Raw genomic sequence first — 22138 nt, 5'->3', positions numbered from 1 at the left:
GGCGGGTCTGTCAGACAGTTCGGCCAGCGTTGGGGTGAATGAAGCTGTTCGTTGTACTTCTTAAAAGGAGCTTGCTTTTGTCTTCGATAGAAGACCTTACTTTTAATAGAAGTGCCGAACAGCGGCAGAGCGAGGGGAAACTTCGTCTGACTTGATTCTTTTGTTTCGTTTTCTTATCAAGAAGAAAATGAAATATTATTTTACTTGTCATTTCCAGCCTATTTTTTGGTTCAATGGCTCAGGCTAATACTAAACAAAATATTCAGCGTATTTTAGGCCATTGGGTCAACTCCCCAGTAGGCCCATCTTTTCAATGCGTTGTGATTAACAGTGTGAGTATTGCCTTTTAAAGATAGACATTGCCTTACCAGGCTGGTTCCTCATTTTTTTAGAAAAAACGAAACCCAAAAAATCGCATCGCCCAAGGGGAGTGCTGCGCACCGTTGCTGAGAATCGGCTTCAGGCTTCCCCTTTTTCAAAGGCCGCCATTCTGTAACATTCATTCCTATCACTGGCTTTCAATAATTCGAAACATCGTTTCGAGTGGAGTTGGAGCAAAGCGCTTGTGAATGGTTGTACGCTCTACGACTTCAGTAACGCAGCCTGGGACCCACTCATTGAGTGAAAGTAAGGAAGCTTTGGAGTGCGCAATAGTAATCTTTAAATCTTCTCTGAAACGATTAGTAGTGGCTGTAAGTGTTCCCTTGCCTTCATCAAAAGGCGTTAAGACAATCAGTAATCAGAGCGATAAGAAAGAAAAGCTGTTTGAGCGCAGCGAGTTCTTTTCTTTTAGCGGCGAATGCTGATTGTTAGCCATTTTGATGTGAGCAACGGTCCTTCTTGTTTACTTCTTCTGGCTGTAGAGAAGAAGTAAAAGCCCCTGCGGCTTGAGCAGAAAACTTTAGCCCTCATGCCGTGTGGCATTTCCATTTTTTTTAGAAAAAACGAAACCCAAAAAATCGCATCGCCCAAGGAGAGTGCTTCGCACCGTTGCTGAGAATCGGCTTCAGGCTTCCCCTTTTGCAAAGGTCGCCATTACATATTCTCAGCTACTCTCCCTAACGTGCAATTGTTTCGAAACGCTATTTCGAGAGGGGTTAGATAACAGTAATTAAAACAATAAATCTACAGATTCAACGGATTAAAAAGGGTTAGGAAACACTATTTCCCCTTGGAGAAGGGGGCGTGCTATAGCGTTGTTTTGGCATGGACCAACCAGGGGGATTGAAAATGAGAGCTTAATGTCCTTCAGGCTTTTATGCCTCACTAACCGGACTACGAACTTCGCGCTTCGGACTAGAAAATTAGTGCCCGGTGCGCAATGCTAAGCGCTCGGGTGAAAAAAAAGATCTTTGCCCCCCCCGGAGCCTTGAGAAGTGCCGGTGGCGAAGAGGGATTCAGATCTTATTCTGACTTCCCTTTTTCGCACTTCGCACTTTATTTTTAACTCTGCTGGAGCAGGTTTTTAAAGTAATCAACAGTGAGCTTTAAACCTTGCTCTAATTCAACGGTTGGTTCCCATCCATTGAGCTCTTTCCTGGCTAAATCGATTACGGGCTGGCGTTGAGTTGGATCATCCTGTGGCAAGGGCATATGGACAATCCTGGAGGTTGACCCGGTCAGTCGGATAACCAGTTCAGCCAACTGAAGCATGGTGAATTCTTTAGGGTTACCGATGTTCACCGGTCCCCAGAAGTCATCGCGGCTATTCATCATCCGGATCATGCCCTCCACCAAATCGTCCACATACTGGAAACTTCGGGTTTGCGTGCCATCCCCAAAAATGGTAATATCTTCTCCTTTCAGGGCCTGAACAATAAAATTAGACACCACACGTCCATCATTGGGATTCATCTTGGGGCCATAGGTGTTAAAGATGCGAATGATTTTAATCTTCACATCGTTTTGCAGGCGGTAATCCATAAACAGGGTTTCGGCACAGCGCTTGCCTTCATCGTAGCAGGAGCGCTGCCCAATGGGGTTCACATTTCCCCAGTAGCTTTCGGGCTGAGGATGCACGATGGGATCTCCATAGACCTCGCTGGTGGAGGCCTGCAGTATTTTGGCCTTAATCCGTTTGGCCAGTCCCAGCATGTTAATGGCGCCCATCACCGACGTTTTTATGGTTTTAATGGGATTGTACTGGTAGTGAACCGGCGAGGCCGGACAGGCCAGGTTGTATATTTCATCCACCTCGATAAAGAATGGATGGGTGACATCGTGGCGTATCAACTCAAAATAGGGGTTGTCCAGCAGGTGAATCACGTTTGCTTTATTGCCCGTAAAATAGTTGTCCAGACAGATGACTTCATGGCCATCGTTCAAAAGCCTTTGGCATAGGTGAGAACCGATAAATCCGGCACCACCAGTGACTAATATTCTTTTTTTCATTCCTTTAAATTGTTCCCTGTATTCAGATGAAGCACGTATCTGGCTCAATTGGCGCAATGCGTTGCTTCTTTGTATTTGATGATAATTTGAATTAGGAGTTAAAACTAAACATTTAATCAAAATGGGTTTTCGTCCCTACAACTCGTACTTCCTTTTGTTCATTTGTGTTTACATATCTATTGTACTCACGATTTGCGCCAGGCTCCAATTCTTTTCCTGATAAAAGAAAGCAAAGACATTATTCCATGTTTTTTGTTCCTCTTGTCACAATTCAAACAAGATCGACTCTGAGCTCGCTGATCGGACTGCGGACTTTGAGCTTCGGACTTGAAATGTAATGCTCGCCAGCCAGGGTCAGACTCCCAAAGGTCATCCTGTTGTGCTTCGCTTAGCCTTTACCGATGGCCTTTACTTTAAAGCCAATGGCTTCCAGCTGCTCTTTGTCGAGTATGTTGCGGCCATCAAATACAAAGGCCGGCTTAAGCATGCTTGCATAGATGCTTGCCCAGTCATACGATTTAAACTCGTCCCATTCGGTTAATATGGCCACCGCATGAGCCTGTTTTAAAGCCTCCGTTGGCTCGGAGTAAATAGTCACCGCCTGTTCAAAGCGTTTTTGGGCTTCATCCGCCGAAACGCCTCTTTGCGTCCATAAATAGATGAGATCATTTTTAATTTGCTCCGGACTCACTTGAGGGTCGTATACATGTACCTCCGCCTGATCCTGTATCAGCTCATCGGCAATATAGATGGCGGCCGATTCCCGGGTATCGTTGGTATCCTTCTTGAAGGCCCATCCCAGGAAGGTAATCTTCTTACCCGAAACCGTATCAAACAAGGCGTTAATGATGCTCATGGCAAAGCGGTGCTTCTGGTAGTCATTCATCTTGATCACCTGCTCCCAATAGTCGGCCACTTCGGGCAGTCCGAAATGGTTACACAGGTAAACCAGGTTAAGAATATCTTTCTGAAAGCAGGAGCCTCCAAAGCCTACGGAACTCTTTAAAAACTTAGGGCCTATGCGCGAGTCTTTTCCAATGGCATGGGCCACTTCGTCCACGTCGGCACCGGTTCGTTCACACAGGGCAGAGATGGCGTTGATGGAGGAGATGCGCTGTGCCAAAAAGGCATTGGCGGTTAGCTTGGACAGCTCCGAGGACCACAGTCGCGTGGTGATAATACGCTCGCGGGGTATCCAGCTCTCATACACCTGCACCAGGGCTTCGATGGCCGCATTGCCTTCGGGGGTTTCAATCTCACCGCCTATCAATATGCGGTCGGCATTGTGCAGATCGTTAATGGCCGTTCCTTCAGCTAAAAACTCCGGGTTGGATAAAATTTGAAATTTAACATCGCCATTGGTGGCATCGAAAATCCGCTTAATGGATTCGGCTGTGCGCACCGGCAGGGTTGATTTCTCCACCACTATCTTGTCCTGCTTGGCCACGGCAGCTATCTGACGTGCACAAAGTTCTACAAACTTTAAATCGGCAGCCTGGCCCTTACCAATGCCATAGTTTTTGGTGGGTGTGTTCACCGAAATAAAGATCATTTCCGCCTCATCGATGGCTTTATTGACATCCGAAGAAAAGAATAAGTTGCGTCCACGGGCCTCGGCAACCACCTCCGGCAATCCGGGTTCATAAACAGGCAGTTTCGTCAGATCACTCTCGTTCCAGGCAGCAATGCGCGCCTCATTGATATCGACAACGGTCACCTGTATATGTGGGTTTTTTTGGGCGATAACAGCCATGGTAGGACCGCCAACATAGCCGGCTCCAATGCAGCAAATCGATTTGATGGAGTTCATTATTAGTAGATTATGTATTTCTATCTATTTTATTAATGAGGTAAAAGTAATAATTCAAATTGAGTAATTAAAGGAATTTGGATTGACAGAAACGGAACCAGGACATAGTACCTGGTGCGTTGGACTTAGTTTTTAGACTGATGCTTCAACAACCGGACTTAATAGTTGGTGCTTCATGCGTTGTACCTAGTGTCATGTTAATCCCAATCAATCTGCGGACTGCAGCACTTATTCTCATACTATCCCTATGATTACACTGTTTCCCCCTTGGCGAAGGGGGCGTGTTAGGGCATTGCTTTGGTAAGGACTAACCAGAGGGATTGATAATGAGAGCTTCTTTTTGCATAGTGTTGTTTCATTTACAGAGTTTTGAAGGAGCGCAGGCCAGTCAGACAGTTCGGCCGGCGTGGGGGTGAATGGCGCTGTTCGTTGTACTTCTTAAAAGGAGCTTGCTTTTTGTCTTCGATAGAAGACCTTACTTTTAATAGAAGTGCCGAACAGCGTCAGAGCGAGGAGATACTTTGTCTGACTTGATTCTTTTGTTTCGTTTTCTTATCAAGAAGAAAATGAAATATTGTTTTAATTGTCATTTCCAAGCTATTTTTTTTGGTTCAATGGCTGAGGCTAATACTAAACAAAATATTCAGCGTATTTTAAGCCATTGGGTCAGCTCCCCAGCAGACGCATCTTTTCAATGCGTTTTGATTAAATGAGTGATAATTACCTCTTAATGATAGACATTGCCTTACCAGGTAGGTTCCTCATTTTTTTAGAAAAAACGAGGAGCAAAAAATCTCATTGACGGAGGCGATTGCTTCGAAACATCGTTTCGATCAGGTTGAGTGCAGAACGCCTGTGAATGCTTGTTCGCTCTGCGACCTCAGCAATGCAAAAAGGATAAGGCCCTTGCGGCTTGAGCAGAAACTTTTAGCCCTGATGTCGGGCAGACACATCCTTTTTTGAAAAAGGATGCAAAAACTCTATTGAAAGAGGTGATTGCTGCGCAGCGGAATGAATTTGTAACGTCAGGCTTCCCTTTTTTCAAAAGTCGCCATTCTGTAACATTCATTCCTATCACTGGCTTTCAATAATTCGAAACGCTGTTTTGAGTGGAGTTGGAGTAAAGCGCTTGTGAATGCTTGTTCGCTCAACGACCTCAGCAATGCAGCCTGAGACCCACTTATTGAGTGAAAGTAAGGAAGCTTTGGAGCACGCAATGAAAATCATTAAATCTTCCCTGAAACGATTAGTAGTGGCTGTAAGTGTTCTCTTGCCTTCATCAAAAGGCGTTAAGACAATCAGGAATCAGAGCGTTAAGAAAGAAAAGCTGTTTGAGCGCAGCGAGTTCTTTTCTTATAGCGGCGAGTGCTGATTGTTAGCCATTTTGATGTGAGCAACGGTCCTTCTTGTTAACTTCTTCTGGCTGTAGAGAAGAAGTAAAAGCCTCTGCGGCTCGAGCAGAAAGAAGCTCTATATTGCCCTCATGCCGGGGTCGCATTTCCATTTTTTTAGAAAAAACGGAAACCAAAAAATCGCATCGTCCAAGGGGAGTGCTGGAGTCAAGGTCTTCTTTGTCTCCTTTTTGGACTGCAGCAAAAAGGAGAAGCCCCTGCGGCTTGAGCAGAAAACTTTAGCCCTGATGTCGGGCAGACACATCCTTTTTTGAAAAAGGATGCAAAAACTCTATTGAAAGAGGCGATTGCTCCGCAACGGCTGGAATTTATGGCTGCAGGCTTCCCTTCTCCTTCGTCGAAGTCGCCCTTCCACCATATTCAAGCCTATCGCTTGCCTTCAATAGTTCTATCCATAATAGATTAAGCCATTAAGATGGAGCCTGTTTCACCACCGGACTACGGACTTTGAGCTTCGGACTTAATATTTAGTACCTGGTGCACTGTGCATAGTCTATCCCCTTCAGTCCGTTGGAAAGCAGACCCAAGAGAGCTCATCCTTTTTTTAAAGCCAACTACTGCCGCACTGCTCACGAATTATTATCTTCGCCCTATGATTCCAGAAACACCCAAAGAGAAAGTTTTAGCTTTTATTGATTGGTACTTGCCGGGCTATAAGGCTGGCGGAGGCCAGCGGGCCTTTGCCAATATGGTCAGTTATCTTCGTGATACCTTCGATTTTTATATTATTACCCGTAATACCGACTTTTTAGAAACGACGCCTTATGAAGGTATTCAATCAGAGAAATGGTTGGAGCGCGCTGAGGGGGAGAAGGTTTATTATTGCCCGGAAGCAAAGGTAGGGAGTGCACTCTATAAGCAGCTAATTGAAGAAGTGCAACCTCACCATGTCTACATCAATGGGGTCTACTCCTGGAAATTTTCGATTTTGCCGCTGCTCGTTTTAAAACAAGCCCGCTTTAAGGGCAGGATAGTATTGGGCACCTATGGGATGCTCGCCCCTACAGCCATCAATATTAAGAAAAGCAAAAAACAACTGTTTATAAAAGTTGCATGTTTAGCCGGGCTGTATAAAAGTGTTCTGTTTCACGCAACCAGTGATAAGGAAGTGGGGGATATTAAAAATGCTTTTGGACAAAATGCTAAGGCACAGTTGGCCCCGCATTTACCCGTTAAAGAGATACCTGCACTCAAACCGGTTAATAAAAGCTCAGGCGAACTGAAATTAATAAGCATTGCTCGTATTTCACCTGAAAAGAATACTCTTTTTGCTTTAGAAAAGCTGAAAGAAATGGATGATGCTGTGGGACAGCTTACTTATGATCTTTATGGGCCTGTTTATGATGAGTTGTATTGGGCAGAATGCCAAAAGGTGATACAACAATTACCTGAAAGAATTAAAGTAACGTATAAAGGAGTGGTTGACGGAAATGAGGTACTAGATTTGTTTACCAGGTATCATGGCCTTTTTATGCCTACCAGGGGAGAAAACTTCGGCTACGTAATATTGGAGAGTTTCATGGCCGGCCGGCCGGTACTAATAAGTGACCAAACACCATGGAGGGAATTAGAGAAAGACCGATGCGGATGGGATGTGAGTTTAGAGATGAGAATTGAGAAGGGAGAGGGGAGAATGAATTCTAAGAGTGGTGATTGGTGCGCGGTGCTCAATAATTTAATAAGCATGCAGCAGGAAGAATTTGATAACTGGTGCATTGGGGCCAGAAAACGAGCAGAATTATTTATTAACGATTCTGCCTTGAAGGAGAGGAATGTGACGTTATTTGAGTAAGAGTTATTTATCTAGAATACTCATCAATTGCGCCGCACAAATTTCTGGAGTAATTGTTCTTGCTAATTTGCGACTATTTTCAGCAAAATGTAAAAGTTCGTTTTTATCTTTTGAAATAATTTTTTCAATAGCCGTTTGAATGCTTTTAATGTCAGGTTTTACTGAGAAGCCATTGTAATTATTGATTACAAAATGTGGTGATGCACCACATACATCGGTTGCAATAATAGGTAGGCCAGCTGCAGTAGCCTCATGAATAACTAACGCCCAAGGCTCAAATGTAGATGGTAGAATAAAACAACCGGAATGTTCCATCTGTAATACCAATTCATCATGATTCATAAAGTCTTTAATAATAATATCTCTATTTTGCTGTAGGTGCTCTTTTAGAGGTCCATCACCAATTAATGTTAGTTTCCAACCTTTTTTATCATCAATCTTATTCCAAGCATCAATAAGTAAATCAAGTCCTTTTACTTTGACAAACCTACCTACATATATAAGATTTTTGGGATAGCTTGAATATTTTTGCTTTAGTGAGACTTTTTCGAATTGGCTTGTATCGCAGCTTAAGGAGTTTAAGATAATTTGGTCTCGGCGAAACCCTAGTTTACGGGCATATTCAAATTGATGAATGCCTGCTACCCAGATATGAGAAAATGCCTTTCTTAGATGCCAACGGCTTGTTGCACGATTGATATGCTGCCTTATATTTCCTTTCCATTGGGTATCTGAAGTTGCGACTACAGGGATTCTTAGTCGTTTGCTTATTTGCTTGGCTGCCCAAATATATTTTTTTTCGAACCAGCCGGCAACGACAACCAACTCCGGTTTTATTTCTAGAACTTTCTTTAATACTTCCTCTTTTGTGTAATCGCTGAGTAGATATGTTGTTAAACCATTTATATCTTCAGGTATATAAGTGTAGTTTTGACTAATACTGAATGAATAAGCTTCTATACGGTGTTTGCTAATGAGCTCCTTAATAGAGACTAACTGATGAGGAATGTAACTTCCAATTAAAAAAACGACTTTCATTAGCTTCTAAGTTTGTGATTAATTTCAGCTTCCTCGGCATCTAGTACCCTGCAAATACCTGTCTTTTTTAACTTGGCAGGAACGCCGGCAATCATTGAATAATTTGGAATGTCATAGTGTTGATTACAAAGACTTCCACCTGCAATAATACAAAAATCGGGTGTATTAGTGCCTTTCATTATATTTGAACGATTACCTAACCAATTATTGTTGCCAATTTTAATTGGGGCATTTAGGATTGATATTTCATCGGTATTAATGTTTTTTATATAATGAAAAGTGGTATCAATTATTTGACATTCCCAAGCGATTCTACAATTATTTCCAATTTCTATATCTTCATAACAAATAATTTTTGTATTATTACTAATACGAACATTATCACCGATAACTAGTTTAGAATTAGGCTCAACTCTTATACTAACTCCAATACCATAATGCGAATTTCCTTTAAATATTAATGTACCTCTCACTTTAAGAAGAGCCCGTCCATCTTTCCAAGCACAAGTATCTTCTCCAAAATAACCAATTCTAATCATAAATGGTTTTACCGGTGCATTAATGATAATCTTACCTGATAGATCATAAAAGTATGTATTTCTTGTCACTAGTATAGGTAATCTAATCGCCTGCTTAAAAGGTAATTTATGAAAATTTAAAAATATTGTCTTAAACAATCCTATTCGGCGAAATCGACGAATCTTGTTAATTATTGTCCAGTTCATTCTAATTTGTATAGGTTGATTCAGAATTAAGATTTTCTTTTTCATAAAAGGCATTGGAGGATAAAAGACTTAAAATGATTATTAATTGGATCGTTACATGATTTAGTGATCCAACCAACCACATTTCTATATTAGCACTAAATAATACGGCTAATGCAACAGATAGCACAATAGTCGTATAGATAGATGTTTTCTTAAACCAGCTGAACCAGGCGTATATAAATGATAGTAAGCCAAATAGTCCATAATCTAGCCAAACAGAAAGAAAACTATTGTGAACATTGCCGACATGTCCTTTCTTAGATAAAACCTCTTTACTTTCACTAAAATATTGTTCTGTAAATCCTATTCCATTACCACTAAATGGTGCCTCCATAATTTTATCCAAGGCATGTTCAAAGGCAACTTTACGCCCGGAGCCCGCTTCAATAGACTCCAAACGAAGAAAATCCCCCAAACCAATGCCTCGAATTACTTCTTCAAATGGAATTGCATAATTTATTATTATAGCTGTTAATCCTAAAAACACTATTCCCTTTAACTGCCAACGCTCGTAGGCCCAAAGTGACAACCAAAACAGGCCAATGGCAAACATACCACTTCGAGAACGTGAATAGATGACTCCGGCTAAAATAATACCAATAACAAAGTAGCGTTCTATTTTAGTAAATAAGTGTCCTTGAAATTTAAAAATAATGGTACTCAGCATAAAAAACAGAAACGAGAATATACCAAGTGCATTGGGGTTTCTGAAGATTCCCGAAAATCGTCCGTAACTTTGTAAAGCTGCATTTTCACCGATAGTTAAGAAACTTAAAACAAAAACCAATGTGTAGAGTAAGATCAACCCCTTTAAAAATATATCCTTATGAGTAACAAGAATATGTTTGGTGATAACAGGAGTTATCACAATGACAAGAAAGTAGGAAATCGGTCTTAATACTTCAATAAAAGAATGAACATCCAATACATAATAACCGAGAATTACAAAATAGGGGATAAATGCATATAAGGACCAATCAACTTTATTTACAATATAAGGGTTTGAAAATACTATGAGACCAATTAACACAAGTAAGATTGGCCTTAACTGATAGGCTTGCACAAAAAAAGCAAATGAACTATCAGCTAAAGGCAATACCAGTAATAGCGCAAAAAAAGGTATTAACAATTGACCATGCTTATTAAATAAAAATGTGAATATTGGTATTGCGACTAATGAAATACTACCTCCATATGCAATCGTTGCAAAGCATAATATGAAATACGAAAGATATACAGGTTTCTTTTTGATGAGTTCTAACATGGAGCTACTTCAATAGTGTTCTCATTAAGAATTAAACCTTAGTAATCACAGTTTGTAATCGTTCAATACAATTATCCCATTTATATTCCTGGGCTTTATGTAAGCCATTCTTTATCAAGTTTGTTCGAATAGTTTCATTCTCGAGTTTCATAATTGTTTTAAAGATCTCTATTTCATTATCTGGTTCGGTATAAAGTGCTGCATCATCAACGATTTCAGGTACGGCAGTATTATGGCAGGTTATTACCGGTAGACCAGAAGCCATGGCTTCAACAGCAGCAATGCCAAAGGTTTCATATCGGGTCAAGAATAATAAGGCCTGACTTTGTTGCATCAGTTCTGATAAAGCAGCTGCTTTGACATAGCCTTTAAGAGTAATATTAGTTAAATGCTTAGCTCGTTCTAGAAGTGCAGATTCATGCTGATTACCAGCAACTACGATTTGATAATTACTATTTTGTCTTAGAAGATAGTGTGCCAGTTGGACAATACGATCGCCCCCGTCCAAGCGATTTAAGCCGCCAATGGCAATAAGTTGGTACTTATTATGTAGTAGAGGATTCGTCTTGCCTTTATAAAATACCTCTTCGACACCGTTACCCACTAAATGTATCTTTTTTCTATCTACCTTAAACCAACTAATCATTTGCTGTTTCAAGAATTCGGAGACTGTTAAAAGCGCCGTAGCTCTCTTACAAATTCGTTGATAACTTAAGTGTGAGCGTATTTGATTTAATCTTCCAAGTAGGCTGTTGTTTTTTGGGTATTCAGGATCAATCTCATGCGCCCCATGTATGGTGATAGCCGTTTTGACATTCCTAAACGGGATAAAATCGTTTTTAGGACAATAGACCCAATCCAGATCTCTTGCATATTTATCCATCGTTGGCTTACCAGTTAATAGCCATAATAGATAGCCCTGATACCAGGTAAAAGGCAGACGCCGGGCATCAAATCCGGCTAAGGCATTATCCTTATGTATTTGCCCTTGGGCTGTTAGTTGATCCTTAGCAGCCAAGATAATCACCTCAATACTGTTGTTCTGATTAAGACCATTGACCATCTCAACAATATGTTTGGTAACTCCTGTAGGTGAATCTAGTGCCGTAAAGCGTAGATCGGTGAAAACTCCAATTTTAAGTCTTTTCAAAGCTTATGTTCTATAATTTTTCTTACTACTTCTCCAACCTCTCTACAAAAGCGTTCAGAAGAGAAATTAGGTGATCTTTGCTCCAATTGCCTCCGAGTTGTCTCCTGTAAGTTCTCATTAGCCATAATTTTTATCATCTTAGATGCAGCCTCTTCAGGACTATTAAAAACCAAATCGGAGAGTGGAGCTATTTCTTGCTGAGCACCTTGCTTTGGAACAAAAGGTATTATTCCGGCTTGAACCATTTCGGCGGTAGATATACCAAAAGCTTCCCTTTGACAGGCATTGATGCCGTATTTGGATTCCGCCAAAAATTGAAGTTTCATTTCCCCAATTATTTCACCTTCTAGAATAATCCATGATTTATTATCAAGACAGAGTTGTTTAATATAATCACAATAAGGTGTTTTGTTGAACCTACCAACAATATGTAATTTTATATCATAGCCATGCTCTCTAACTATGCTAACTATTTTAATAATATCCTCAATTCTTTTCTCTGGAGAAATACGACCTAAACAAACGATTCGTTCTTGCTTTGCATCCCAATTTATGTCAATAGTACTTATTGGTACAGCTGGATAAATCACCACTGGAGGCTTTTGTGTATATAAAGTGGATATTTTAGCTGTCCAACACGAATTTGCCACATAAATATCTTCCTTTATATTCCAATTTGATTCCCCTGCAATGAATGACCTTATTTTTGCAAGTAGTTTCGATATAGCTGGTGATTTAACGTCAAATTTTTCTTCAGATTTACAATATTTTTCATGAAGTTCTTTATTCCAAGCAACATCAGAAAGAAAGTGTATTGCATTATCTCCCCAATTGATAGAGCGAGAACCAGTAATTCGAAGGTCAAATGACTTGCCTATACTTCGGCATTTGCGCAAAAAATAGGCATGTCCAAACATACCTTGATATAGCTTACCAGATGGTTTTATTAAAGTGAATTCATCATGCCTTAATGAAGTGCCGCTTATTTTATTAAGCGCATCAAGTTGAAACCCGCCCCTAGTGAATAAATGTACATCATATGTACGCTTTAAAGCTTCAATGATCCACATGATTGAAACTTCGGCACCTCCACGACCGAAGTAACCATGAGCGACAATAATACTTTGTTTTACTTTATCACCAGTCTTTGGTACTAATGACTTTATTTTGTAAAGTTGCATGTTAGTCAAGGCATTTTTTTAGGAAATCAATTACAACTTTATCTGAGTAATACTCTTGAAGCTTTTGTGTTGGATAATCTTCAAGTAAATTGTCTTTCCAATTTAAATATAGACTCTCGAGTCCTTTATAAATATCGCCTTCCCTTGTGTTATCCACAAGGATTCCACCTCCATAGTCATTTATTAAATCGTTTAGGGTGCCTTCTTTGGGGGAGATGGACAATATTGGAAGGTTTGCGTAAATGTAATCAGAAACCTTGCTTGGTAAGAAAATGCCTTCATCACATTGAGCCTCTATTAATAAACCTATATTACAGGATGTTAGAAACTCCAGTGTTTCCTTATAACTTATTGCACCCGTAAAGGTAATATAGCTAACCAAGTTAAATTCTTCAATTTTAGATTTAAGATCAACGTTTTCAGTTCCAATTATATAACATATGATATTTGGATGTTTTTGGGTCATTCTTTTCAGTGCTGCAAGAAACAATTCAGGCGAGCGCTCCTTTGAAAGGTTTCCTGCATGACATATCTTAAAAATGTCCTTTGATTTATTTTTAGTGTTAACCTTTAAGCTCGTGTTTAGATGGGGTAAAATTTTATTACCAGTTGGACTAAAAAGTTTAAGTTTGGCTTGGATGTAATTATAGAGTCGCAAAGAAGGAAAAGTATTAATATCAGCTCTTTTAGCCACATCTTTTAGATACCTTTTGTATAAGAAACGAGAAACTATCTTACTTTTGATTTCGTATGGGGGAGGAAAAATAAAGTAGGGTGGATCATTCCAATTGGCAACCCATTTTATGCCGGTTGCTTTTTTAAACTTTAAGGCAGGGAGATGGCCGTGATCAGAAATAGAACGAGAAATAATTAAATCAAATGGTCGCTCTTTGTGAAGTTGCATAGCCAATCTGTAAGCCTTAAAAGCCCAATTAATGCCATTTATTGGATGGTTAAGATAGGCTAATGCTTTTAAGCGTTTAAAAAGCTTACCCTTATCATTAGGTATAATTGTAGGAATATTATGCGTAACTAATTTTAGTTTTTCCCAAAGTTCCGACCATTCATTTTCATATTTATCACCAAAATAATCTGATGTTGTAATGATTGTTATGTCCCAACCGGCATTCTGCAATGCCATGGCAAATTTGTTATTTACGAGAGCCTCAGAAAAGCTATTTGGAGCGAAGTATGATGCAAAAATTAATACTCTTGGCTTACTCATATTTATATTTTTTTATGTATTTACTAAATGTTTTTGCACACTTGTCAGATAAGCTTGTAAAGTACTTTTTCTTTTTACAGATCTCATTAACAAACTTAGCATAATCACTATCGATTAGGGATATATTTTTGAGTAATTCACTTAAGCTTGAATTAGGAAGCCAATTCATGGCCTCATTTTCAAAAGAGGATGAGTAATTTGTCAGTTTTTGTTCAAGTCCAATTGTAATAAAAGGTTTCTCCATTAGTGTTGAAAAAACAGCTGCATGATAGCGTGAGGTTATAAACAAGTCACAGGTATTTAATTCAGCTAAGTAGGATTTAAAACAAGTTTGCTGTGGTAGCCACTTCTTATAAGCAATTCCATTTTTGTTCAATATTTTTTCAAGCATTGAATCATTTTCCTCAGAAAAAACATAAAATGAAACTTCATATCCCTGTTTATGTAATAGCTCAGGTAACTCAATCAGGGATTTGATATAATTATTTCCTTGACCATACTTCCAATCTCTTAAGACAATACCTATTTTTTTAATGCTTTTTGCAGGGTTTAGCTGAAAATTACACCATTCCTGAAAATCAGACATAAAACACATGTCGGCGCCAAGATAAGTACTACTAGATTTTGTTTGTTCACAGTAGTGAAGCGATGACTGGTCTCGAACCCATATAAACTCAGACTTTTGAACCAAAACTTTTGCAAACCTATTTTCATATGAGTCGTTCATAAAAGGACCGATGCCAACTCCGACCATCGCAAAACGATTCGTTTGCTTCAGCTTCCAAATAAAAGAGGATAAACGGCTTTTGAAGTAGTCATACAAGCTAGTTTTATTCTCATTGAATGAAAAGAATTGTGTTCCCCCTGCATATATAATGAGGTCACTTGGTTGGGCAAGGGTTTGTGTGACTTCTGCATTTAAAGCTAAATCTTTATGATATGCTAAGGTACTTGAAGCATACTTTGCTGCGGAAGTAACACCTGATTTATCAATTAATTGGTGAAATGCAAGCAATAATGCATCATCTCCAAAATTCCCTTCAGCGAAATTCCCTTTTATAATAATATTATTCATCGATATTCATTTACAGAAATATGTGGATGCATTTTACCTTCTTTTTTTAATTTAAGGTAAATTTTACCTTCTTCTTTTAATCTTTTATATTGATTTACATTTCTTTCTCCAATTACACGACAAGGATTTCCACCAAGAATCTTATATGGTGGCCATTTTTTAGTAACAACACTACCTGCGGCAACAATACAACCTTCTCCAATTTCTGCACCAGGAAGTATTATTACATCTCCTCCAATCCATACATTCTCATTGATTATAACATTTTTACTTATTATGATATCATCGTAAGGAATTGCTATATCTGAATTATAATTGTGATTCAGGGTATATATTTTACAACGCGGACCAATTATGCTTCCATCATTTATAATAATCTCTCCACCCGCGTGTAACCATGCATTAGGACCAATATATACATTATCTCCTAAAGTAATGTATCGCTCATTGAGGAAATCACTTCCATTTTCTATTACGACATTTGCACCACACGATTTAAATCTTCTTATGTCCTTCTGTCTATTTGGGAAGGATGCCTTTAATATTTTTTTGATTAATGCTTTAAATATCATCTTGTACTTATCTAGAAATTCTATAAAAGCTTTTCACAAAGACATAGCAAGTTATTAGAAAACCAATACTTCTAACAATAAGGTTAAAATCATTATAAGAAATGTATGCCATTACTCCTAAGCAAATCCAAATTGAAATCGCTTCTCTGGAATTAAGTGTTTCGACAGGAGCTAGTTTTAGTTTAATATAAATAGGAATAAAAAACAAAGTGTTTATGATGTAGGCAAATAGTACTGCTGCGGCTCGACCAATAGCTCCATATTCTATTAGATAATAAGAAAATAAGACTACTAGTAGTCCCCAGAATACATTCGAGCTAACACTTAGCCATAAATATGATTTTGCAATAAATGATCTAGCAATACCTTGTCTGTGAGCGATTATTGAAGTGCTCAACATCGTGATTATAAGCGTTTTTCTAAAATCTAAACCATGAAAGTCATCTCCAAATAACAACTCACTTAACTCAGGGAATACAAGAATTGGAAGTATAATTGTTAAACCCATAACCCAAGTAATACTTATGTTTAATCGATCCAATCTATTATTAGAACTAGCTTTTTTGTCACTAAACTTTGATATAAAAATAGGTAAAAGTGCTTGACTTATTGGCGCCATAATAGATATGGCTATTGTTGAAATTCTTTCGACAGCCGAAAATGTACCCATTTCGGCAAAACCATCGCTTGTTTTGACAAGAAAGGCATTTGCCGTCCAATTAACAGGGCTCATAACTATACCTGATAAAAAGGAAGGTAGAGTGAACGAAATAAGAGTATGCTTCTCATCCCAGAAATCTCTATTGTATGGTTTGATCCCTCTAATTTTACACTCTTTGAGGATAGTATTCCTATACAAGATACATATTAGAAGTTGCGATAGAATCATCCCCCCCAATACGCCATATATATCATACAAGTAGGCACCCCCAACAATAAAAGGAAGGTTAGATAGTCCAACAATAGCTCCAATCTTGGCCATTTTTTTGAATGATTCGAAACCAGAAAGTATACCAACTTGGACCCCGTTCCATGAATACAATATTATTAGTATACTACTTAGTTGCAATTTAGGAGTTAGGAGAGGTGCAGCCAGAGTTTCACTCGAAAGCCAATCAGCCATAAAAAACAGACCGATGACAAAAATACTACCCAATGAAAGTGAAAATACATTTGTCAAGCTAATAATTTTACTGACTTTAATGGGATCTTTTTTGACATATTCTGCAATGTATTTTATAGTTGTAACACTTAATCCAAAGCCCGCAAAAGTACCATATAGCCCTACAGTACTATTAATTATTCCTAATTCTCCATAAGCTTCTTTTCCAATAATTCTGGCAACAAGCACTGTGGATAATAAACCAAAAGCGCGAATAAAAACGGTGTTTAAGATTGACCAAAAAGAAGCTTTTAAAACCCGGGAGGCAAATTCAGATTCCTTTATTCTACTGACTCTTTTTCGAACTGTATTTGGAGTAATCCGATGAATTATATTTCTAATTTTATCCAGCATCTAAAGAAAGAACTACTTTGAAGAATTAATTATGCTTTGAACTATTTTTTGAGAAGCAGTACCGTCTCCGTATGGATTTGATGATTTGCTCATTCTGTCATAAGCTAGTTTATCGGATAATAAGCTATTGACTTCTTTTACAATTACTTCTTGGTTTTGCCCAACCAAAATGATCGTTCCTGAATCAATAGCTTCAGGCCTTTCTGTTGTATCTCTCATAACCAGAACAGGTTTGCCAAGGCTAGGAGCTTCTTCCTGTATCCCACCAGAATCGGTTAAAATTAAATATGAAGAGTTCATTATATAAACAAATGGTAAGTAATCAAGAGGCTCAATAAAGTAAACATTATTGATATCATCTGATTTAATCTGCTCTTTATCCCCAAAAATTTCAAGAATTGGTCTTCTTACATTGGGGTTTAAATGCATCGGGTATATAAATAAAACATCCGGGTTTTGTCGGGCCAAAGTTTTTATAGCATTGCAGATATTTGTGAATCCCTGTCCAAAGTTTTCCCTTCTATGACCAGTAATCAAAACAACCTTATTCCCGTTGTCGATGTTATGAATAACATGCTCTGGAAGACCTGCTTTGTTGAGACTTATTTTTATTTTATTCTCTAGCTGTTTTGTTGCTTTAATTTTATCTAATACCCAATGCAAAGCGTCTATTACAGTATTCCCAGTGACAAAGATTTGTGCATCAGAAACTCCTTCTTTAATTAGGTTATTCCTACTCGTATTGGTAGGCGAAAAGTGATAAGTTGTTAGCCTTCCCGTGATTTGTCTATTAATTTCTTCAGGCCATGGAGAATACATATTATATGTTCTCAAACCAGCTTCTATATGAGCAACAGGAATCTGTTGATAAAATGCGGCCAATGCAGTTGCCATAGAGGTAGTGGTATCTCCGTGCACTAAAACAAGTTCCGGGTTGCATTCTTTCAATACATCTCTAATTCCTATTAATACTCTAGTCGTAATATCATAAAGATCCTGACCCGGCTTCATGAGGTTGAGATCATATTCAGGGATAATTTCAAAAAGTTCAAGAACCTGATCGAGCATTTCCCTGTGTTGAGCAGTTACACAAACAATAGCTTTTACATGGTTGGTATGCTTTTGAAACTCTTTTACTAATGGAGCCATTTTTATTGCTTCAGGTCTAGTCCCAAAAACAAGAAGTATTTTTTTAATCTTTTTCACTATATATAAATATTAATCGCTAAAACTTAATACCTGTTTTGATCTAAAGGGGAAGTTTATTCAAATCATTACATAATTTAGTAGTAAATATTTGTGCGCCCCTAGCATTTAAATGAGATGCATTATAAAAGAAAGATTTATCCAAGGAGATATTACTGTGTGAATAGTCCAGATAAAAAATATCATTTGTAATAGATAAATTCTGTATTTGAATGTCGATCTTCTCTTTCTGCGGGAAATATTCATACAACTCACAATATCGTGGTGGCTGAACAATAATAACACCAATACCCTTCGATTTACAAACATCAATAATGTGCTGCAAAATTTTAAAACCTTCATTTACTTCATCTTCTGAAAGCACAATCTTTTCATTGCCCATCATCTTTTGAAACTTGGAAAAGTCATTATTCCAAATCCTATTTTGCGGTTCAAATCCCTTTGTTCTGGAATATTCGTTATCTTTTTTAAAATGACGTAGCAGACCTTTCAGAATAATTTCAGGATATCCTCTGTATTTAATGAAGGGCAATGTTCTTTCATAGACAACTTGTTGGTCGACTTCCTCTAATACATTTGATATAAATGAATTATTTAGATATGGTAAGTAAGCTTGTTTCTCGAAAATTTCACTCTTTTTTGGAAGTGAGTTGATATCTGTTGACAAGACAACATATTTTGGATGTATTTGACTTTCAACTATTGAATTAATAACAGTTTGTTGTTGAAAAAGATCAGTTGCATCTTTACCCAGATTATAGCAGCTTAAACCGGTTAACTTTTCAATTAAAATTGGATCAAAATGTACTTTTGCTCTTGAATTTCCAACAACAATTATATCATCTTTAATTTGATCTCCTAATAGACGATTCCAATCCCCAAATAAGTTATCATTAACTATTTTAAGCCCACAATCAACAGCTGTTGTCAATATTGAAAGTAAGCCTATAAAGATAACCGTATAAAAAAGGCATTTAATTAGAAATCTTTTCATTATTAAAATTGAAAATAGATAAATGACTTTGCTTCATTCACCATAAACAGGAAGGTAACACTGCCTAGTACAAAGTAAGCAGGCCGTCGCAGCCATGGTGCGGTGTGATGAATTCTCTCAAAGGCGTTATCATGCCTGAATACCAGCCATTCCAGCAGTAGCCATACCCCAATAATAAAGATGTATTTGGGGTGGAAATAGTAAAAGTTTTCCGGCAAAAAAGGTTGGGTAAAAATATTGCTCAGGTATTCAAATGCAACATTAATGTTTTCAGCACGAAAAAATACCCAGGCCAGGCAGGTAAGGGCAAAGGTTAAGCCCATCTGCAAAATTTCTTTGAGAGAGGGCAGGAGCTGGTTTTCTGCAATCGCTCCCGTGTTTTTCCGGTTATAGCCAGTTAAGAGGAGCGGAATAAAGTAAAGAGCATTAATGGCTCCCCAGGCAATAAAGGTCCAGTTGGCGCCATGCCAAAAGCCACTCACTATAAATATTACAAAGGTATTGCGGATAGCACGCCCTGTATTAACACGGCTACCGCCCAATGGTATATACAAGTAATCGCGGAACCAGGTGGTGAGCGAAATATGCCAGCGCCGCCAGAACTCCGCCACGTCGCGCGAAAAATAAGGTGTGCGGAAGTTGGTCATCAGCTTAAAACCAAACAGACGTGCTGTGCCAATGGCAATATCGGAATAGCCCGAGAAGTCACCGTATATCTGCAACGCAAAATAGATGCTGCCCATGATCAGCACTGAGCCGGGCAGGGTTTCGTGGTTTTCGAATATCTGATCCACCATCACGGCACAGTTATCGGCAATTACCATCTTTTTAAAGAGTCCCCACAGTATTTGTCGCATACCGGTCGCACCTTCTTCGTAGGAGAACACCCGTTTCTTTTGGAACTGAGGCAGGAGGTTGGTAGCGCGCTCAATAGGGCCGGCAACCAGTTGCGGGAAGAAACTCACGTAGGCAAAAAAAGCAATAATGTCGTTCGTGGGTTGAAGTTTTTTGCGGTATACATCAATGGAGTAGCTCATGGTTTGGAAGGTATAGAAACTGATACCCACCGGCAGCACAATATCCAGTGTAAAGGGATGTATGGTATAACCCAACTGAGCAAAGCCATCAGCTAATGATTGCGAGAAGAAATTGAAGTATTTAAATACCCCCAAAAAGCCAAGGTTAGTTAACAGGCTAATGGTTAAGAAAAGACGTCGGGTACTGCGTTTATCGCTTTGTTCAATCTTCAAACCGGCAATATAGTCCACCAGCGAACTAAAGGCAATGAGCGACAAAAAACGCCAGTCCCACCAGCCATAAAAGACATAGGAAACCACCAATAAAAGAAAGTTCTGCGCTTTCAGGTTTTTATTCGTCACGAACCAATAAAGGATAAAGACGATGGGCAGAAATAAGGCGTATTCGAATGAATTAAAGAGCATTCAAAGAAAATGTTTATTGTGTATTAAAAAATGGTTAGTCGGGTCAGATTGTTTTGCTTGACTTTAGTGATCTTGCTTAATAATCTGACGAGATTTGAGCAACCAATTGCATTTACCGGTTTAACTTGAAAGGCTGGCTTTATCATTAGTTTCATCTTTGGATAACAAAATAATTAGTCCACGGATTTAAAAGATTAAGTGGATGAAATGACATATCTCAAAAGGACTGTTAATTTCAAGCACAGCTTCGCCTCCTCAGTCACAGCTGTGTGAGTCGATTGCTAGTTTTTTATGCGACACAAGGGTGAAATTCTTCTTTGTGTCATGTTTGCCGGTTGCCTGGGCGCTGTCTGTCGCCATGAGCACCATTTTGTAGGTGCTGCTTTGGTAAACCTCCTCCCTTATACCCAACAACAGGCCATAGGTTACCCTGCGAGGCCAATCTTTTTTGTGTGGCCGGATGGTGTATTGTTTTTCAGGGAATTATTGCACAAAAAAACTTTGCGTGGGGAGGGGTGGGGCCTGTTAACTTGTATTCCCCAAAGGGACCCTACCGGCTTAATAGTTCCGCCAGGTTGTGCACCCTTTGCAGCGTTCATCGGGTCAGCTATCCTCGTGATAACCAAACCGGGCGCCTTCAAGCAAGGTGTCCAGTGATGTTGCATTAATTGAATAAACCAGTCCAAAACCTTCTTCAAAATTATGTGCGAATTTAATAAAAATGTAGCAGTGAACCGGTGCCCAAATCAAAAATAAGGCCTTCGACCACGCTTCGGCAGGCACGAGGCTTGACAATGAGGCCTTTGAAAGGAGATGCCTTGAAGCTTAACTGGTGGGGTGTTTCCAATTATTTGGTAAATAAAAACCAGTACAATTATCCTTTTTTTTTATCGGACTGCGGACTTTGAGCTTCGGATTTAATACCTAGTACCTGGTGCACTGTGCCATATTAATCCAGTGTTTCCCCCTTGGTGAAGGGGGTGAGTTATGGGGGTGTTTTTGTATGAACAAACCAGGGGGATTGAAGATTACAGCCTTTTTTAAAGCAATGAGATTCTAAAGGAGCGAAGGCCCGTCAGTCAGACAGTTAGGTCGGCGTGGGGGTGAATGGAGCTGTTCGTTGTACTTCTTAAAAGGAGCTTGCTTTTGTCTTCGATAGAAGACCTTACTTTTAATAGAAGTGCCGAACAGCGGCAGAGCAAGGGGATACTTTGTCTGACTTGATTCTTTTGTTTCGTTTTCTTATCAAGAAGAAAATGAAATTACTACTCTCCATGTAAGGCTTTGTCCTCAAGCCGGAGGG

The 22138-nt window shown here is 38.9% G+C and carries 17 protein-coding genes; 3 read left to right on the top strand and 14 right to left on the bottom strand.

Annotation, left to right across the window (positions count from 1 at the left end; translation table 11 throughout):
• Positions 1-569 precede the first annotated feature (569 nt).
• Positions 570-806 carry a hypothetical protein gene (locus tag ACSX1H_RS18550; protein WP_439185746.1) on the top strand — a complete coding sequence of 79 codons (237 nt, stop codon included), beginning with the start codon at positions 570-572 and terminating at the stop codon, positions 804-806.
• Positions 807-1443: 637 nt separating this feature from the next.
• Here the strand turns inward: ACSX1H_RS18550 and ACSX1H_RS18545 are convergent.
• Positions 1444-2391: a UDP-glucuronic acid decarboxylase family protein gene (locus ACSX1H_RS18545; RefSeq protein ID WP_439185745.1), complete on the bottom strand. Its 948-nt coding sequence runs from the start codon at positions 2389-2391 to the stop codon at positions 1444-1446.
• A gap of 388 nt (positions 2392-2779) precedes the next feature.
• Positions 2780-4201, bottom strand: coding sequence for a UDP-glucose 6-dehydrogenase (locus tag ACSX1H_RS18540; protein WP_439185744.1), 1422 nt, complete (start codon positions 4199-4201; stop codon positions 2780-2782).
• Between the two features lie 1135 nt (positions 4202-5336).
• Between ACSX1H_RS18540 and ACSX1H_RS18535 the strand changes: the two genes are divergently transcribed.
• Both ACSX1H_RS18535 and ACSX1H_RS18530 read left to right on the top strand, forming a co-directional pair.
• Entirely contained in the window at positions 5337-5573 is a 237-nt protein-coding gene (locus ACSX1H_RS18535; RefSeq protein WP_439185743.1) for a hypothetical protein, read from the top strand.
• A 632-nt stretch (positions 5574-6205) separates the two neighbouring features.
• Positions 6206-7405 carry a glycosyltransferase family 4 protein gene (locus ACSX1H_RS18530; RefSeq protein ID WP_439185742.1) on the top strand — a complete coding sequence of 400 codons (1200 nt, stop codon included), beginning with the start codon at positions 6206-6208 and terminating at the stop codon, positions 7403-7405.
• A 3-nt stretch (positions 7406-7408) separates the two neighbouring features.
• Here the strand turns inward: ACSX1H_RS18530 and ACSX1H_RS18525 are convergent, their stop codons facing one another.
• From ACSX1H_RS18525 to ACSX1H_RS18470, 12 genes are read right to left on the bottom strand one after another with little or no spacing between them, the layout of a single operon-like run.
• Entirely contained in the window at positions 7409-8443 is a 1035-nt protein-coding gene (locus ACSX1H_RS18525) for a glycosyltransferase family 4 protein (RefSeq protein ID WP_439185741.1), read from the bottom strand.
• On the bottom strand, positions 8443-9168 hold the full coding sequence (locus ACSX1H_RS18520; RefSeq protein WP_439185740.1) for an acyltransferase: 726 nt from the start codon (positions 9166-9168) through the stop codon (positions 8443-8445). The genes ACSX1H_RS18525 and ACSX1H_RS18520 overlap by 1 nt, the downstream gene beginning before the upstream one ends.
• 1 nt (position 9169) lies before the next feature.
• A complete protein-coding gene (locus ACSX1H_RS18515; RefSeq protein ID WP_439185739.1) occupies positions 9170-10474 on the bottom strand; it encodes an O-antigen ligase family protein in 1305 nt (434 codons plus the stop codon).
• 31 nt (positions 10475-10505) lie between these two features.
• Positions 10506-11624, bottom strand: coding sequence for a glycosyltransferase family 4 protein (locus ACSX1H_RS18510; RefSeq protein ID WP_439185738.1), 1119 nt, complete (start codon positions 11622-11624; stop codon positions 10506-10508).
• Positions 11621-12805, bottom strand: coding sequence for a glycosyltransferase family 4 protein (locus ACSX1H_RS18505; RefSeq protein ID WP_439185737.1), 1185 nt, complete (start codon positions 12803-12805; stop codon positions 11621-11623). The genes ACSX1H_RS18510 and ACSX1H_RS18505 overlap by 4 nt, the downstream gene beginning before the upstream one ends.
• A 1-nt stretch (position 12806) precedes the next feature.
• Positions 12807-14030: a glycosyltransferase gene (locus tag ACSX1H_RS18500; protein ID WP_439185736.1), complete on the bottom strand. Its 1224-nt coding sequence runs from the start codon at positions 14028-14030 to the stop codon at positions 12807-12809.
• A complete protein-coding gene (locus ACSX1H_RS18495) occupies positions 14023-15105 on the bottom strand; it encodes a polysaccharide pyruvyl transferase family protein (RefSeq protein WP_439185735.1) in 1083 nt (360 codons plus the stop codon). The genes ACSX1H_RS18500 and ACSX1H_RS18495 overlap by 8 nt, the downstream gene beginning before the upstream one ends.
• A complete protein-coding gene (locus ACSX1H_RS18490) occupies positions 15102-15677 on the bottom strand; it encodes an acyltransferase (RefSeq protein ID WP_439185734.1) in 576 nt (191 codons plus the stop codon). Before ACSX1H_RS18490 ends, ACSX1H_RS18495 begins: the two co-directional genes overlap by 4 nt.
• 7 nt (positions 15678-15684) lie before the next feature.
• The gene (locus tag ACSX1H_RS18485) at positions 15685-17193 is read right to left on the bottom strand and encodes an oligosaccharide flippase family protein (protein WP_439185733.1); all 1509 of its coding nucleotides are present in this window, start codon (positions 17191-17193) and stop codon (positions 15685-15687) included.
• Positions 17194-17205: 12 nt separating this feature from the next.
• Positions 17206-18399: a non-hydrolyzing UDP-N-acetylglucosamine 2-epimerase gene (gene wecB, locus ACSX1H_RS18480; RefSeq protein WP_439185732.1), complete on the bottom strand. Its 1194-nt coding sequence runs from the start codon at positions 18397-18399 to the stop codon at positions 17206-17208.
• 43 nt (positions 18400-18442) lie between these two features.
• Entirely contained in the window at positions 18443-19393 is a 951-nt protein-coding gene (locus tag ACSX1H_RS18475; RefSeq protein WP_439185731.1) for a DUF1574 family protein, read from the bottom strand.
• Positions 19394-19395: 2 nt separating this feature from the next.
• A complete protein-coding gene (locus ACSX1H_RS18470) occupies positions 19396-20835 on the bottom strand; it encodes an MBOAT family O-acyltransferase (protein ID WP_439185730.1) in 1440 nt (479 codons plus the stop codon).
• Positions 20836-22138 lie beyond the last annotated feature (1303 nt).

The organism is Carboxylicivirga taeanensis (genome assembly GCF_051851475.1).
GTDB classification, from domain to species: Bacteria; Bacteroidota; Bacteroidia; order Bacteroidales; family Marinilabiliaceae; genus Carboxylicivirga; species Carboxylicivirga taeanensis.
This window is presented reverse-complemented; position numbering and strand designations above follow the sequence as displayed.